The 14,279-nt window shown below is 47.5% G+C and carries 18 protein-coding genes; 15 read left to right on the top strand and 3 right to left on the bottom strand.

Annotated elements, in window-relative coordinates:
* The first annotated feature begins 17 nt into the window (after window positions 1–17).
* From C504_RS0109000 to C504_RS0108965, 8 genes are read left to right on the top strand one after another with little or no spacing between them, the layout of a single operon-like run.
* Window positions 18–254, top strand: coding sequence for an Lrp/AsnC ligand binding domain-containing protein (locus C504_RS0109000; protein WP_018689005.1), 237 nt, complete (start codon window positions 18–20; stop codon window positions 252–254).
* 24 nt (window positions 255–278) lie between these two features.
* Entirely contained in the window at window positions 279–1,427 is a 1,149-nt protein-coding gene (locus tag C504_RS0108995) for an ABC transporter substrate-binding protein (RefSeq protein ID WP_018689004.1), read from the top strand.
* Window positions 1,428–1,482: 55 nt separating this feature from the next.
* Entirely contained in the window at window positions 1,483–2,400 is a 918-nt protein-coding gene (locus C504_RS0108990; RefSeq protein ID WP_018689003.1) for a branched-chain amino acid ABC transporter permease, read from the top strand.
* Window positions 2,401–3,384: a branched-chain amino acid ABC transporter permease gene (locus C504_RS0108985; protein WP_018689002.1), complete on the top strand. Its 984-nt coding sequence runs from the start codon at window positions 2,401–2,403 to the stop codon at window positions 3,382–3,384.
* The gene (locus tag C504_RS0108980; RefSeq protein WP_018689001.1) at window positions 3,377–4,129 is read left to right on the top strand and encodes an ABC transporter ATP-binding protein; all 753 of its coding nucleotides are present in this window, start codon (window positions 3,377–3,379) and stop codon (window positions 4,127–4,129) included. The genes C504_RS0108985 and C504_RS0108980 overlap by 8 nt, the downstream gene beginning before the upstream one ends.
* Window positions 4,129–4,818 carry an ABC transporter ATP-binding protein gene (locus C504_RS0108975; RefSeq protein ID WP_018689000.1) on the top strand — a complete coding sequence of 230 codons (690 nt, stop codon included), beginning with the start codon at window positions 4,129–4,131 and terminating at the stop codon, window positions 4,816–4,818. The genes C504_RS0108980 and C504_RS0108975 overlap by 1 nt, the downstream gene beginning before the upstream one ends.
* Entirely contained in the window at window positions 4,818–5,231 is a 414-nt protein-coding gene (locus tag C504_RS0108970; RefSeq protein ID WP_018688999.1) for an acyl-CoA thioesterase, read from the top strand. Before C504_RS0108975 ends, C504_RS0108970 begins: the two co-directional genes overlap by 1 nt.
* A complete protein-coding gene (locus C504_RS0108965; RefSeq protein WP_018688998.1) occupies window positions 5,228–5,626 on the top strand; it encodes a RidA family protein in 399 nt (132 codons plus the stop codon). The genes C504_RS0108970 and C504_RS0108965 overlap by 4 nt, the downstream gene beginning before the upstream one ends.
* A gap of 15 nt (window positions 5,627–5,641) precedes the next feature.
* On the opposite strand, the gene C504_RS0108960 is transcribed toward C504_RS0108965, so the two are convergent.
* Complete coding sequence (locus C504_RS0108960; RefSeq protein WP_018688997.1) at window positions 5,642–6,514, bottom strand: helix-turn-helix domain-containing protein; 873 nt, start codon at window positions 6,512–6,514, stop codon at window positions 5,642–5,644.
* Between the two features lie 124 nt (window positions 6,515–6,638).
* Between C504_RS0108960 and pobA the strand changes: the two genes are divergently transcribed.
* The 7 genes from pobA to C504_RS0108925 all read left to right on the top strand — a co-directional run bounded on the left by pobA (window position 6,639) and on the right by C504_RS0108925 (window position 12,048).
* Window positions 6,639–7,823, top strand: coding sequence for a 4-hydroxybenzoate 3-monooxygenase (gene pobA / locus C504_RS0108955; RefSeq protein ID WP_018688996.1), 1,185 nt, complete (start codon window positions 6,639–6,641; stop codon window positions 7,821–7,823).
* A gap of 10 nt (window positions 7,824–7,833) precedes the next feature.
* Window positions 7,834–8,211 carry a 4-carboxymuconolactone decarboxylase gene (gene pcaC, locus C504_RS0108950; RefSeq protein ID WP_018688995.1) on the top strand — a complete coding sequence of 126 codons (378 nt, stop codon included), beginning with the start codon at window positions 7,834–7,836 and terminating at the stop codon, window positions 8,209–8,211.
* A 2-nt stretch (window positions 8,212–8,213) separates the two neighbouring features.
* Window positions 8,214–8,945 carry a protocatechuate 3,4-dioxygenase subunit beta gene (gene pcaH, locus C504_RS0108945; protein WP_018688994.1) on the top strand — a complete coding sequence of 244 codons (732 nt, stop codon included), beginning with the start codon at window positions 8,214–8,216 and terminating at the stop codon, window positions 8,943–8,945.
* Between the two features lies 1 nt (window position 8,946).
* Window positions 8,947–9,531, top strand: a complete 585-nt coding sequence (locus C504_RS0108940) for a peptidase associated/transthyretin-like domain-containing protein (RefSeq protein WP_018688993.1) — start codon at window positions 8,947–8,949, stop codon at window positions 9,529–9,531.
* 21 nt (window positions 9,532–9,552) lie between these two features.
* Window positions 9,553–10,602 (top strand): lyase family protein, encoded by a 1,050-nt coding sequence (locus tag C504_RS0108935; protein ID WP_018688992.1) that lies wholly within the window; start codon window positions 9,553–9,555, stop codon window positions 10,600–10,602.
* A 117-nt stretch (window positions 10,603–10,719) separates the two neighbouring features.
* Window positions 10,720–11,349: a ribonuclease D gene (locus C504_RS0108930; RefSeq protein WP_018688991.1), complete on the top strand. Its 630-nt coding sequence runs from the start codon at window positions 10,720–10,722 to the stop codon at window positions 11,347–11,349.
* Window positions 11,350–11,358: 9 nt separating this feature from the next.
* Complete coding sequence (locus C504_RS0108925; protein ID WP_018688990.1) at window positions 11,359–12,048, top strand: HAD family hydrolase; 690 nt, start codon at window positions 11,359–11,361, stop codon at window positions 12,046–12,048.
* A gap of 7 nt (window positions 12,049–12,055) precedes the next feature.
* On the opposite strand, the gene C504_RS0108920 is transcribed toward C504_RS0108925, so the two are convergent.
* A complete protein-coding gene (locus C504_RS0108920) occupies window positions 12,056–12,385 on the bottom strand; it encodes a DUF6665 family protein (protein WP_018688989.1) in 330 nt (109 codons plus the stop codon).
* A gap of 92 nt (window positions 12,386–12,477) precedes the next feature.
* Window positions 12,478–14,184 carry a 30S ribosomal protein S1 gene (gene rpsA, locus C504_RS0108915; protein WP_018688988.1) on the bottom strand — a complete coding sequence of 569 codons (1,707 nt, stop codon included), beginning with the start codon at window positions 14,182–14,184 and terminating at the stop codon, window positions 12,478–12,480.
* Window positions 14,185–14,279 lie beyond the last annotated feature (95 nt).

The raw sequence follows: 14,279 nt of genomic DNA, 5'->3' as shown, positions 1-14,279 counted from the left end.
CTCAAGGAGACTTAAACATGCAGTGCGTATTCGTTCAAATTAGGTGCAAACCGGGTACAGGCTATGAAGTCGCCGATGAAATTGCCAAGCGCGAAATACATTCTGAACTTTATTCGACAAGCGGTGACTACGATTTATTGATGAAGATGTATCTGTCGGAGGACAAGGATATTGGCAAATTCATCAATGATCACGTGCTCGATATTAAGGGAATCGAGCGCACTTATACGACGTTAACGTTCAAAGCTTTTTAAGCGACTGAAACTGAGGGAAAAAAAATGAAAATTAAATCAATATTACTGGCAGCGGTATCCGTTGCAGCATTGGCATCAAGCGCAATTGCGGAAGGTCATGGCAAATTAAAGGTTGGCATGATTACGACTTTGTCTGGCGGCGGTGCTGGACTTGGTATTGATGTGCGTGATGGCTTCATGCTTGCGATCAAAGAATCCGGCAATGATAATGTAGAAGTTGTGATCGAAGACGATCAACAAAAACCTGACATCGCCGTTCAGCTAGCCGACAAAATGATTCAGTCTGAAAAGGTTGATGTGATGACCGGTATCATCTGGTCAAATTTGGCAATGGCGGTGGTGCCGTCAGCTGTCGCACAGGGAAAATTCTATCTTTCGCCGAATGCGGGTCCATCTGCGCTTGCCGGTAAAGCCTGTAACCCGAACTACTTTAACGTCGCTTGGCAGAACGACAACTTGCATGAAGCCGCAGGTGCCTATGCGACTGAAGCTGGCTTGAAAAATTCGTTTATTATGGCACCGAACTATCCTGCAGGTCAGGATGCGTTGAACGGCTATAAGCGCTTTTATAAAGGTGAGTTGGCAGGCGAAGTTTTCACCAAGCTTGGTCAAACAGATTACGCAGCTGAGATTGCGCAAATTCGTGCTTCGGGCGCTGATAGCGTTTACTTCTTCCTACCAGGCGGCATGGGCATTTCTTTCATGAAGCAATATGCGGGCTCTGGTGTAGATATTCCATTGATCGGTCCGGCATTTTCCTTTGATCAAGGTATTTTGCAAGCCGTTGGCGATGCTGCGCTCGGTGTTAAAAACACATCACAGTGGGGCAAAGACCTCGACAACGAAACCAATGTTGCATTCGTAAAAACCTTCCAAGCTGAGTATGGCCGTTTGCCATCACTTTATGCTTCTCAAGGTTTTGACACAGCAAATCTGCTCTTGAGTGCTATGGGCAAAGCAGATGTTAAGGACGCTGATGCATTCCGTGCCGCGTTAAAAGAAGCTGATTTTAAATCGACACGAGGTGATTTCAGTTTTGGTAACAACAACCATCCAATTCAGGACATCTATGTTCGCGAAGTGATCAAAGAAGGTGATGTTTTCACCAACAAGATCATTGGCACAGCACTTAAAGATCATGCAGATGCTTTCGCAACTGAATGTGACATGTAATTAGTAAACTGATCAATCGGGCGCTTGCGTCCGGTTGATTTATTAGGCGTACATTATGTCCACCGTTCTCATTATCGAACAAATTTTAAACGGCCTGCAATTCGGCGTCATGCTATTTTTAATGGCGGCCGGCCTGACGTTGATTTTCGGCGTCATGGGTTTAATCAATCTCGCTCACGGCTCGCTATATATGGTCGGCGCATTTGCTGCGGCTGCCGTTGCTGCATCAACAGGATCGTTTCTGTTGGCGCTTGCGGCAAGTCTTGCGGCAGCTGCTATTGTTGGTGCGGTGGTTGAGCTGGTTGTCATTCGCAGATTGTATGACCGCGATCATCTTGATCAGGTACTTGCGACTTTTGCTTTGATTTTGATCTTTTCTGAAAGCACGCGTTGGCTTTTCGGATCCTTTCCGCTTTTTCTTGATGTGCCTAAAGCTCTATCGGGCACGGTTACGTTGCCCGGCGGTATTGCCTATTCATCCTACCGCCTGATGATTATTTTGGTGGGCGTAGCGGTGGCAATCGGATTGTTCTTACTTATTTCAAAGACCCGCATTGGCATGCGTATTCGTGCGGGCGAAAATGACCGCGAAATGATTGGTGCATTGGGCGTTGATATTTCCAAACTCTACACACTTGTCTTTGCGCTTGGCGCAGCGCTTGCGGGTTTGTCTGGGGCACTCGTCGGTGCCATTCAGTCCGTACAAGTTGGCATGGGCGAGCCGGTGTTAATCCTTGCATTTGTCGTCATCGTTATAGGCGGTATTGGTTCAATCAAGGGCGCGCTTGTTGGCGCATTGCTCGTCGGTTTAACCGACACGCTTGGCCGCGTGATGCTACCACTCTTCTTTGCAAATTTTATGGAGCAGTCATCGGCCACATCTGTTGGCTCGTCACTTGCGTCAATGTCGATTTACATTTTGATGGCTGCGGTTTTGATTTTCAAACCAACCGGCCTATTTGGGAGAGCGTAAGTGATTAGCGAACGTTTTCTCAACTATACGGTGGCGCTTTTAATTCTTGGCATGGCTCTAGGTGCATGGGTCATGGACGAGCCATTTCTGATAACACTGACCACGAAGGCCGTAATTTTGGCCCTTGCTGGCGTGGGCTTAAATTTAGCGCTAGGCCAAGGTGGATTGATCAGTCTTGGGCATGCTGCATTCTTCGGGCTTGGCGGCTATGCAATGGGTGTATTGGCCAGCCATGCGCAGAATTTTACGCCTATTATGGAAACACCGTTCCTTATTGAAGGAACAAACTCAATGCCGATCATTTGGTTGGTTGCGATCGTTGTCAGTAGCTTCTTTGCATTCGTGATTGGCTTGTTCAGCTTGAGAACATCGGGCGTCTATTTTATTATGGTCACGCTCGCCTTTGGCCAGATGCTCTATTATTTTTCTATCAGCTGGCCTGCCTATGGCGGCGAAGACGGGTTGTCGATTTATGTGCGCAACAGTTTCCCAGGCTTAAACACACTCGATCCGATCCAGTTCTTTGGCATCTGCTTTGTTGTTTTGATGGTGGTCATCTACGGCGTGAACCGCTTGACCCATTCATCCTTCGGTTTGGCGCTTAATGGTGCACGTCAAAATGCGCAGCGTATTCGCACAGTCGGCCTTAATCCGTTTAAGATTCAACTCATCGCTTTCACAATATCAGGAGCCATTACAGGCTTGGCTGGCGCTTTGTTTGCAGACCTTAATCGCTTCATTAGTCCGACAATGTTTAGCTGGCAAACAAGCGGCGAGATTATGGTGTTTATCATTCTTGGTGGTGTGGCCAGATTATATGGCCCTGTTGTTGGCGCTGCACTGTTCATCCTTCTGGAGCATTGGCTGGGCGGACTATCAGAGTTCTGGCACATTTACCTTGGGGTTATTTTGCTGTCTGTCGTTCTTTTCGCACGCGGCGGGTTGATTGGCGCTCTTTCCAAAAAGGAGAACGCCGATGCCTGATACAGTGCTGAATATACAAAATATCTCAAAGTCATTTGGCGCACTAAAAGCCAGCGATGGCGTCTCGCTTGATTTACGTGAAGGTGAAATCCATGCGCTTATTGGGCCCAATGGTGCGGGGAAATCCACGCTTATTTCGCAAATAGCCGGCAAACTAAAACCAGATACAGGCAAAATCGATTTGCTTGGGTATGACGTTACCAAGCTGTCTATTGCAGAGCGGGCGAAGCTTGGTTTAGGGCGCACTTTCCAAATCTCAGAACTGGCTATGGACTACACAGTTCTAGAAAATGTAATGCTGGGCGCACTTGGCAAACGCGGTGGCGCTTTCCGGTTTTTTATGCCTGTTATGAAGGACGCAGAACTGCGTGAATGCGCTCAAAGTGCAATCGAGCGCGTAGGACTAAGCCACCAAATGCATAAAGTCACTTCGGAACTTTCACACGGGCAACGCAGACAGTTAGAAGTGGCGGTTGCGCTGACGCTTGAACCGAAAGTGTTTTTGATGGATGAGCCAATGGCTGGCATGGGCGCTGAAGGTTCAAAAATGCTCACAAGCTTTTTGGATAATTTGCGTCAACAGGCACCAATTCTTCTTGTGGAGCATGACATGGATGCGGTCTTTGCATTGGCTGACCGCATTAGTGTTCTTGTCTATGGCAAGGTGATCGCGACGGGCAATGTTGATTTTATCCGTAATCACGATGAAGTGCGCCGTGCTTATCTAGGCGAGGAGGCAGCGTAATGGCACTTCTCAAGATCAGCGATATACAAGCTTCATATGGCGCGTCTCAAGCGCTCTTTGGTGTTGATTTAGAAGTTGGAGACGGCGAAGTTGTAGCCTTAATGGGCCGCAACGGCATGGGGAAATCAACAACCATAAAAGTCATTTGCCGTTTGCTGAAAAATAGTAGCGGTACAATTGATTTTGCTGGAGCAAGCATCACAAAACTACCCGGTCACCGCGTGGCGCGCATGGGCATCGGTCTGTGCCCAGAAGGTAGGCGCTGTTTTTCAAATCTTACAGTATATGAAAACTTAGTTGCGGCATCACGAAGCGGTGAATGGAATTTCGAGCGTGTAGTCGAATTATTCCCGCGCCTTGGTGAACGACGTAATCAATATGCAAATTCCTTGTCAGGCGGCGAACAGCAAATGCTTGCAATAAGCCGTGCACTTATGACCAACCCACGCCTGCTTATATTAGATGAAGCAACGGAGGGGCTTGCACCCGTTGTGCGCCAAGAGATTTGGGCGGCGATATCTAAGCTGAAAGCTGAGACGGGGCTTTCGATTTTGGTGGTTGATAAAACAATTGCGGAACTGGCCAATGTTGCTGACCGTGCTGTCATTTTAGAGCGCGGAAAAAGTGTGTGGTCAGGTGATTTCACCGCATTAACACCAGAGATATCAGAACAATATTTGGGTGTTTGATGATGGTATTTAATTTTCCTCAAAAAGTTCTTTTCAAACATTGCGACCCTGCGGGTATTGTTTTTTATCCGCGATATTTTGAAATGATCAATGACGTCATTGAGGCGTTTTTTGCCGATGTTGTTAAAGCGCCTTTCGAGGAGATGCATCAGCATGCGGCAGTACCGACAGCAGAAATTCAATGCAAGTTTTTGAAGCCAAGCAGACATGGTGATCAACTAAATCTACAACTTGCAGCAATCAGAGTTGGGCGTTCAAGTTTTGAATTGACTGTGGATGCTTACTGCGGTGATGAGCATCGCTTTTCTGCAAGAGCTACAATTGTCTATGTGAATGAAAATGGACGGCCTACATCATGGCCGGATGCTATGCGCATCGTATTAGAAAAAAATATAAAAGGGGACGGTGCATGACACACCAAGTCATTCAACCTGAAGGTTGGTTAAAAGCGAGAGGCTATTCTAACGGTATCGTCGCATCTGGAAAAACACTTTATGTGGGCGGCCAGATAGGCTGGAATGCCCAGCAAGAATTTGAAACCAATGACTTTATTGGGCAGATGGAACAAGCATTGCGCAATATCGTAGATGTTGTTGAAGCTGCAGGGGGCAAGGTGACGGATCTTGTGCGTTTAACGTGGTACGTTATCGACAAGAAAGAATATGTCGCACGCCAGCGTGAGGTTGGTGAAGCTTATCGCCGTGTGCTGGGCAAACACTTCCCTTCAATGACTATGGTTGTTGTGTCTGCGCTGGTTGAAGACGCAGCACTTATTGAAATTGAAGCAACGGCTGTACTGGCTGATTAATTTTGAAATCAATAATTACCGGCTCGTTTTACGTCTGAAATGAGCCGGCGTCATTGATGTCATTTTTTTGAACGAGCGGCAAAAATAGGATGTGTCACTATATCCGAGCTCGTGTGCGATTTCTGAAACAGATAGCCGGGTAAGTTTGAGCATGCGTTTGGCTTCAAGCACTCTTCTCTTGGAAATAAACCGCTGCGGCGACGAGCCTAAAATTGTGCGAGCACGGCGGTTTAAAGAGGCCAGAGACATATCAACAGCGCTAGCATATCGTTCTGAAGTCCAATTCAAACGGTAATTTTCTTCGACGAGTTGGCAAAATTGCCTCAACTGATCGTCTTTTTGCGATATTGATAGTTCACGTGCAGAATGTTTGCTCGGTAAAGTTTGCCGGATAAGTGACACCAATATGGTTGTTATATCCGCTTTCAATGACTGCTTTCGCAAAGGATCAATGTTTGAAAAATCTGTCACCAGATTCTGGTATGCGTTGAACGCAGCGGAAAATGATGGGTCCGACTGCTTTAGGATGCACCAGCTTGTTGTAAGAAAGTGACTGTCAGGCAAATCTTCAAGCATGGCATGTAAAACGGGGAACCGAATGCTGATTGCCCCGCCAATGGCATTTTGGGGAAATTGAAATGCGTGCACGCAAAGCGGTGGGATTACGGCGAAGATAGGCTGTGAGGTGCAAATATCTGTTTCACCTAAACGTAATTTTGCACCTGGAGTTTCTACGTAAAATAATTGCCAAAGCGTATCATGTTTGTGTGGTTTTATTGACCAGTTGTGTTCTGCGCTTCGGATACGAAGTTGCTCAAAATGCAATATGTCATCATAGCTTTCTTCGAGATTTTCACCGTAAAGCGCATATGTTGGAATAGGTTGCATATTGGATGAATCGTGCTCTTAAGTTGAATTGTGTGATCGAATAGTACTATTCTTTGTTCATTCTGTCACTTGAGAAGGCTCGTCGCTACTGCCTAAGTCTAAGCTAGGCAAATGGAAGATCGTTATGAAAAGTAAGAAGACGCAAGTTTGTATCATAGGTAGCGGACCTGCGGGCCTCTTACTGTCGCAACTTCTGCACAATGAAGGCATTTCAAGCATAATTATTGACCGCCAGTCACGGGAACGCATTGAAGCGCGCGTGCGGGCAGGCGTGCTGGAATGGGGATCGGTCGAAGCGCTGGATGAAGCTGGTATTGGTGCGCGTATGCACAAAGAAGGCATTCCCCATGCAGGCTTTGATCTGGCATTTAACGGCAACAAGCACCGCATTGATATCAAAGGCCATACAGGCAAGGATGTCATGATCTATGGTCAAACCGAATTGACAATTGATCTCATTGCTAAGCGTTTGGAGCAGGGATGCGAGATTATCTTTTCAGCAGATGACGTGCAGCCTATCGATGTGAAATCAAGTTCACCTAAAGTGCGTTACTCACGCGGTGGAGAGAGTTACGAGGTCGAGTGCGATCATATTGCTGGATGCGATGGTTTTCACGGCGTTGCGAGAAGTGCGATTCCAGACGATGTAATGAAAACGTTTGAGCGTGTTTATCCTTTTGGCTGGCTCGGTGTGCTGGTCGAGAAACCGCCGGTTTCAGAAGAATTGATTTACGCAAATCACGAACGCGGTTTTGCACTCAGTTCGATGCGCTCAGAAATCCGAAGCCGCTATTACATTCAATGTTCGCTCAATGACAAAGTTGAAGATTGGTCAGATCAGCGTTTCTGGGATGAGTTTTCACTTCGCATGGGCCCGGAAATTGCAAGTAATCTGAAAATCGGTGCTAGCTTTGAAAAGTCGATTGCGCCGCTGCGCAGCTTTGTTGCAGAGCCAATGCGTTACGGCAATTTATATCTAGCAGGGGACGCTGCACATATCGTGCCGCCAACAGGTGCAAAGGGTCTAAATCTTGCGATTGCCGATGTGCGTATTCTTTCGCGCGCGCTTGTTGAGCACTATAAGAAAAACAACAATGATTATCTGGAACGCTACTCTGAGATTTGTTTGAAACGAGTTTGGAAAGTAGAACGATTTTCATGGTTCATGTCGATGATGCTGCATCAATTTCCCGATATGAGTGCCTTTGAAAAACGTATGCAGCGCGCAGAGTTTGACCATATAGTGGGCTCCGAAACAGCATCGCGATCAGTCGCGGAAAACTATGTCGGCTTGCCGCTTGAAATGTGAGGATTGTTAAATGTCTGACGCGAACAATAAAGGAATGAAAACGCGCCGTGCTGTTTTAGGCGATGCACATGTTGATCGCGCGGAAGCTGCTAAGACAGATTTCGATGCTCCGTTCCAAACAATGATAACGGATGCTGCTTGGGGTAATGTCTGGTCGGGCGACCATTGGACAAAGCGCGAGCGCTCTATGGTGACGCTCGCGCTGCTGGCAGCGCTTGGGCACTACGAAGAGTTTGAAATGCATGTTAGGGCAACGGCGCGCACTGGCGCAACGATGGAAGATATTCGCGAAGCATTGATGCATGTGGGTATTTATGCCGGTGTGCCCCATGCCAACCATGCATTTAAAATAGCAAAAAAAGTGTTGGCCGAGATGAAGGATAGCTGATCATGAGTAGTTCCATTAAAGGCGTTTCACCGCGTCAGTATGATGCCCAGCCGGCGATGGATTACCCGGACTATCGCTCAACTATTTTGAGGCATCCCAAGCATAAGCTTGTCGCGGTTCCTCAAACACTTAGCGATGTAACAGGGCCCGCCTTTGGCGACATGGCTTTAGGTCAATATGATAGTGATCTGATCGTCAATTATGCGGAGGCGGGGCAAAGCGCCATTGGCGAACGCATTGTCGTTCATGGTCAGGTTCTTGATGAGGCCGCACGACCCGTGCCGCATGCTTTGATTGAGGTGTGGCAGGCTAATGCCGGCGGCCGCTATCGCCATAAGAATGATTCTTATCTTGCGCCATTGGATCCTAACTTTGGTGGCTGTGGGCGCTGTGTAACCGATGCGGAAGGCCGCTATCAATTTCGCACGATCAAACCAGGGCCTTATCCTTGGCCCAATGGCGGCAATGATTGGCGCCCTGCCCATATACATTTTTCAATCTTTGGATCAGGTTTTGCGCAACGCCTCATTACACAAATGTATTTTGAAGGTGATCCGCATATAGCGATTTGCCCGATTGTGCAGTCGATTAACGATGCACGTGCTGTCGATCAATTGACGGCGCGCTTGGACATGTCAAAAAGTATCCCAATGGATTTGCGGGCTTATCGTTTTGACCTTGTCTTGCGCGGACCGAGTTCGACATTGTTTGAAAATAAATTGGAGGGCAATTAAGATGGACCCTTTGGAAATCAGACGCACACGACCAGCAGAAACTAACACGCAAAATCCGTTGCGGGAAACCGCGTCACAAACCGCTGGTCCTTACGTCCATATAGGCTGCCTTCCAAATTCCGTTGGCATCGATAAAATCTATGACAATGATCTAACGCATTATGGTGCGATCAATCATAAAGACCCCATAACAATTCGCGGACAGGTTTTTGACGGCGATGCGCAAATCTGCCGCGATGTTATGCTTGAGTTTTGGCAACCAGAGAATGAAGGCACTTGGCGCCGTACAGGCACAGATTTTGAAACTGGATTTTATGAGATCAAAACATCTAAACCGGTATCAATGCGTGATGAAAATGGTAACGAGGTTGCGCCTTTCATTACAGTTTGGGTTACGGCACGCGGCATCAATATCGGCCTTGTGACACGCATCTATTTTTCGCAGGTTGATGGAGATGCTCAACTTGAATTGGTGGATGAAAGCCGCAGGCACACGCTTATCGCTAAGCCACTAGACGAGGCAGGCGTCTACCAGTTTAACATTCACCTGCAGGGAGACCAAGAAACTGTCTTCTTCGACATATAATCAAGATCACAGGATAATCGCATGAGCTATACATTTGGACCAAGTGCAATGCTCAATGCGTTTAACGACGATGCTGAGATTGAAGCGCTTTTCACGGCCAAAGTCGACATTCAAGCAATGCTAGATTTTGAGTATGCTTTGATCTGTGCGCAAGCGCAGATGGGCATCGTCGCTCAGGAACACGCAGAAATAATCAAGGGTGCAATCGAGAAATTTGAAATCGACGAGAATGCACTCGCCGCAGATTTCAAGAGTGATGGCGTTGCACCGCCGTCGCTGGTTCGCCAACTGCGCGCAAATCTTGAAGAGAATATACGTCCTAGCTTCCATCTGGGCCTGACCAGTCAGGACCTCATCGACAGTAGCGTGATGGTGCGTTTGCGCCAATCGGTTGCAATTGTTGATGAGCGGCTTGCCGTCTTGGATCAGGCATTAGATGCTTTGGTTGCGCGTAGTGCAGACGGTCAAATTTTACAGGCTCGTACACGCATGCAGAACGCGCTGCCAATTTCAGTGGCTGAGAAAGTTGGCAACTGGAAGTCTCAAATAGCAAATTTGAAACGCACAAAACCGGATTACTTTCCCGTTCAATTGGGAGGGCCGGAAGGCGCTGCGCGCAATTTAGGCAAGCCTTACGATGCGCTTTGCACATCGGTCGCAAATGCTCTGAATTTGGATGCGCCCAGCCACCACTGGCAAACAGACAGGCAGCCAATAGTCGCGATTGCTGTGTGGTTCTCGGCTGCAGCGAGCGCCATGGGCAAAATTGCACAAGACATCTTGATGATCGTGCAAACCGACATTGCGGAAATGACATTAGCCTCAGGTGGCAGCTCTTCAGCAATGGCACATAAGAAAAACCCTGTCCTTGCAGAGATCATCGTTGCGCAGGCCCGTTATTGTCATGCACAAATGGCCGGACTTCATACGGCTTCTATTCATGAAAATGAACGTTCCGGTGTTGCTTGGACCTTGGAATGGATGCTTCTGCCAGCCATTATAATCACGGCGTCTAAGAGCGTGTTGAATTTAAACGAACTGATAGGCGGCGCGCAATTTCGAGTGCCTTAGTGAATATTGGTATTCCAGATATCTATTTTGAGAAATATAAGTCGCATTTTAGCGGCCCATTTCTTGTGTTTTTAACATCCGCACCCTATGAGAATTATAGCAAATAAGGGTTAATATATGTCGAAATCGACCATCCGTCTTCATAAGGGCGATCTATCCGATGAGGCTGTTGCCCTTTATACTGGTGACGTTGCCATAGATACAGAAACGCTGGGTCTAAACCCGCAGCGAGACCGATTATGTGTGGTTCAGCTTTCGCCTGGTGATGGGTCTGCTGACGTTGTGCAGATTGCACGTGGACAGAAAAAAGCACCCAATATTACGGCGCTATTGAGGGACCGTAAGAAGACGAAGATTTTCCACTTTGGCCGTTTTGATATTGCGATCATGGAGCATGCCTTTGGTGTTCAGGCTAATCCTGTATTTTGTACAAAGATCGCTTCCAAGTTGACGCGCACTTATACAGATCGCCACGGGTTAAAAAATCTGACATCGGAAATGATCGGTGTTGATCTGTCCAAACAACAACAATCCTCTGATTGGGCTGCTGAAAAACTGACTGATGCGCAAATTGATTATGCGGCAAGCGATGTCTTGTACCTGCATAAATTGATGGACGCGTTAAAGCTTCGGCTTGAGCGTGATGGGCGCATGAAAGAGGCAGAAGCGTGCTTTAAGTTCTTGCCTACACGCGCAAAGCTCGATTTGATGGGCTGGCCGGAACAAGACATTTTCTCACATACGTAAGCGACAATAATGTTCGATAAACCACTGATGATTTTCGACTGCGATGGCGTGCTCATCGATAGCGAAGTAATTTATCTCGAAGAAGAATTCCGGGTGCTAACATCCAAGGGAGTCGATGTGGATAAGGCTTGGTATGTCGGCGAGTTCATGGCGCTGGCACAGCCGCTTTGGAAGAATAAGTTTGTAAATCTCATCAAAGAACGCGCAGGTGTTGATCTCACTGATGATGACTTTGAGGCGATGAAAGCTCTGACAAGAGAACGTATCGCCGCTGAAATTAAAACGGTTAACGGCGTTGAAGATATGCTTTCCGCGTTGCGCGTGCCAGCCTGTGTTGCTTCAACAACGCAAATGCAGTTTTTGCCGAAGAAGTTAAACAGAACCAATCTTGCGCAATATTTTGGTGAAGGCGTTTATTCCGGTGATATGGTTCAATACGGTAAGCCTGCACCCGATTTGTTTTTATATGCTGCGGATCAAATGGGCGGCACCGTAAAAAATGCTATCGTGATTGAAGACAGTGTAAATGGTGTGCGCGGCGGTAAAGCTGCAGGCATCTACACGATAGGCTTTACAGGCGGCTCGCACTGTTTTGATGGGCACGATGAGATATTGAAAGCTGCTGGCGCAGATGTGGTTTTACCATCGCATTCTGCATTGCTTGAATGGCTTTCTGTCAACACGAATGCACTCACCTAGCTTGTAATTATTTAGGTCGTTTGATCACGCCGACACGCGCCATAACATCCTTGGGAATGTCATAGGTGCTGGTCAGGTGATGATCGGTGCGAAGGCCCAAATGGTCGCGCTGGATAAAGAGTGTCCATGCTGCATCAGCAGCTTCTTGAACAAGATCGTCGCGGTTGCGGTTGGCTCCGGATGTAGCATCATGGCGTCTTAGAGCCTCCAATGCCATTTCTAATCTTTTGCCGATGCGTCCCAACGCAACGGCCGTTTCCTGTGCAGCTTCATAGGCCAGCGCATCCAGTGAATCGCTTCCCGTCTGTCCTTGAAATGCACGTGGCGGCTTTAGCATTTTTGTCCTCTTCAAAGCTCGAATATAGGCAAAGAAAAACCCGCCGCAACTGTTCAGTTACGGCGGGCTTGATCAAGCAAAGATAGGACGACTTATTTGTCGTCGCCACCTTTCAAGGCTGCGCCAAGAATATCACCGAGTGATGCACCTGAATCGGATGAACCGAATTCAGCCACAGCGGCTTTTTCTTCTGCAATTTCAAGCGCCTTGATAGACACTGAAACCTTGTTGTCTTTTTTGATGTACTGCGTCACGCGAGCATCAACACGCTGACCAACAGAGAAACGCTCTGGGCGCTGCTCGTCACGGTCACGTGAAAGGTCTGCACGGCGGATGAAGCTTGGTACGTCATGATCGACGAGTTTCACTTCAAGGCCACCATCAGTAACAGCTGTTACTTCACATGTGACAACTGCGTTTTTACGCAATGAACCATCTGAAGAAGGTGCGGCTGAACCTGAACCTTCACCGGAAAGCTGCTTGATGCCAAGTGAGATGCGTTCTTTTTCAACATCAACGTCAAGCACGATGGCTTTAACCATGTCGCCTTTGTTGTAGTCTTCGATTGCTTCTTCACCTGAACGGTTCCAGTCAAGATCAGACAAGTGAACCATGCCGTCTACATCGCCTTCAAGGCCAATGAAGAGACCGAATTCAGTCTTGTTCTTAACTTCACCTTCAACATGCTGGCCAACTGGGAATTGAGTAGCAAAGCTTTCCCATGGGTTGTCCAAAGTCTGTTTAAGGCCAAGAGAGATACGGCGCTTGTCCGGATCAACTTCCAATACAACCACCTCAACCTCCTGAGATGTTGAAAGGATTTTACCGGGATGTACGTTCTTCTTTGTCCATGACATTTCAGAAACGTGGATCAAGCCTTCAATGCCTGGCTCAACTTCAACAAATGCACCGTAGTCAGTGATGTTTGTTACCCGGCCAGTAATTTTTGCTTCAACTGGGTATTTAGCGTCGATGCCATCCCATGGATCGCTCTCAAGCTGCTTCATACCAAGTGAGATACGATGTGTATCTTGGTTGATACGGATGATCTGTACTTTCACAGTCTGACCAATCGACAGGATTTCTGTCGGGTGGTTCACACGGCGCCATGCCATGTCTGTGACGTGTAGAAGACCGTCGATACCGCCAAGGTCAACGAATGCACCGTAATCGGTGATGTTTTTGACCACACCTTCAACTGTCTGACCTTCTTCAAGGTTCTGAACAATCTCAGAGCGCTGTTCCGCACGGCTCTCTTCAAGCACTGTACGACGTGAAACAACGATGTTGCCACGGCGTTTGTCCATTTTCAAAATTTCAAATGGCTGCGGTGTGTTCATCAATGGTGTCACATCACGGATAGGGCGAATATCAACCTGTGAGCGCGGCAAGAATGCAACTGCGCCATCAAGATCGACTGTAAAGCCGCCTTTAACCTGATTGAAAATTTGGCCTTCAACGCGTTCACCAGCTTCAAACTTGGCTTCAAGTTTGATCCAGCTTTCTTCGCGGCGGGCTTTGTCACGAGACAGAACAGCTTCGCCAAGTGCGTTTTCAACGCGCTCAACATAAACTTCAACCTGATCGCCAACTTTTAGCGTTCCGTCTTTGGCTTTTGCGCCGAATTCTTTAAGAGCGATACGGCCTTCAACTTTAAGACCGACATCCACAATCGCCATATCTTTTTCAATGGCTGTGATTGTGCCGACAACAACTTGGCCTTCTACGGCATCGTGTGTCTGGTAAGATTCATTGAGAAGAGCTTCAAACTCTTCCATTGTTGGGTTCATTTCTGACATTTAGGCTCCAAAGTACCGGCATTATATGCGGGCACAGGCGTCGGGGTTAGTGTTTCAAATGCTCCAAACAACAATCCGGCCCATCATATTTGGGG

Origin of the sequence: Ahrensia kielensis DSM 5890, assembly GCF_000374465.1 — a bacterium.
GTDB classification, from domain to species: Bacteria; Pseudomonadota; Alphaproteobacteria; order Rhizobiales; family Rhizobiaceae; genus Ahrensia; species Ahrensia kielensis.
This window is presented reverse-complemented; position numbering and strand designations above follow the sequence as displayed.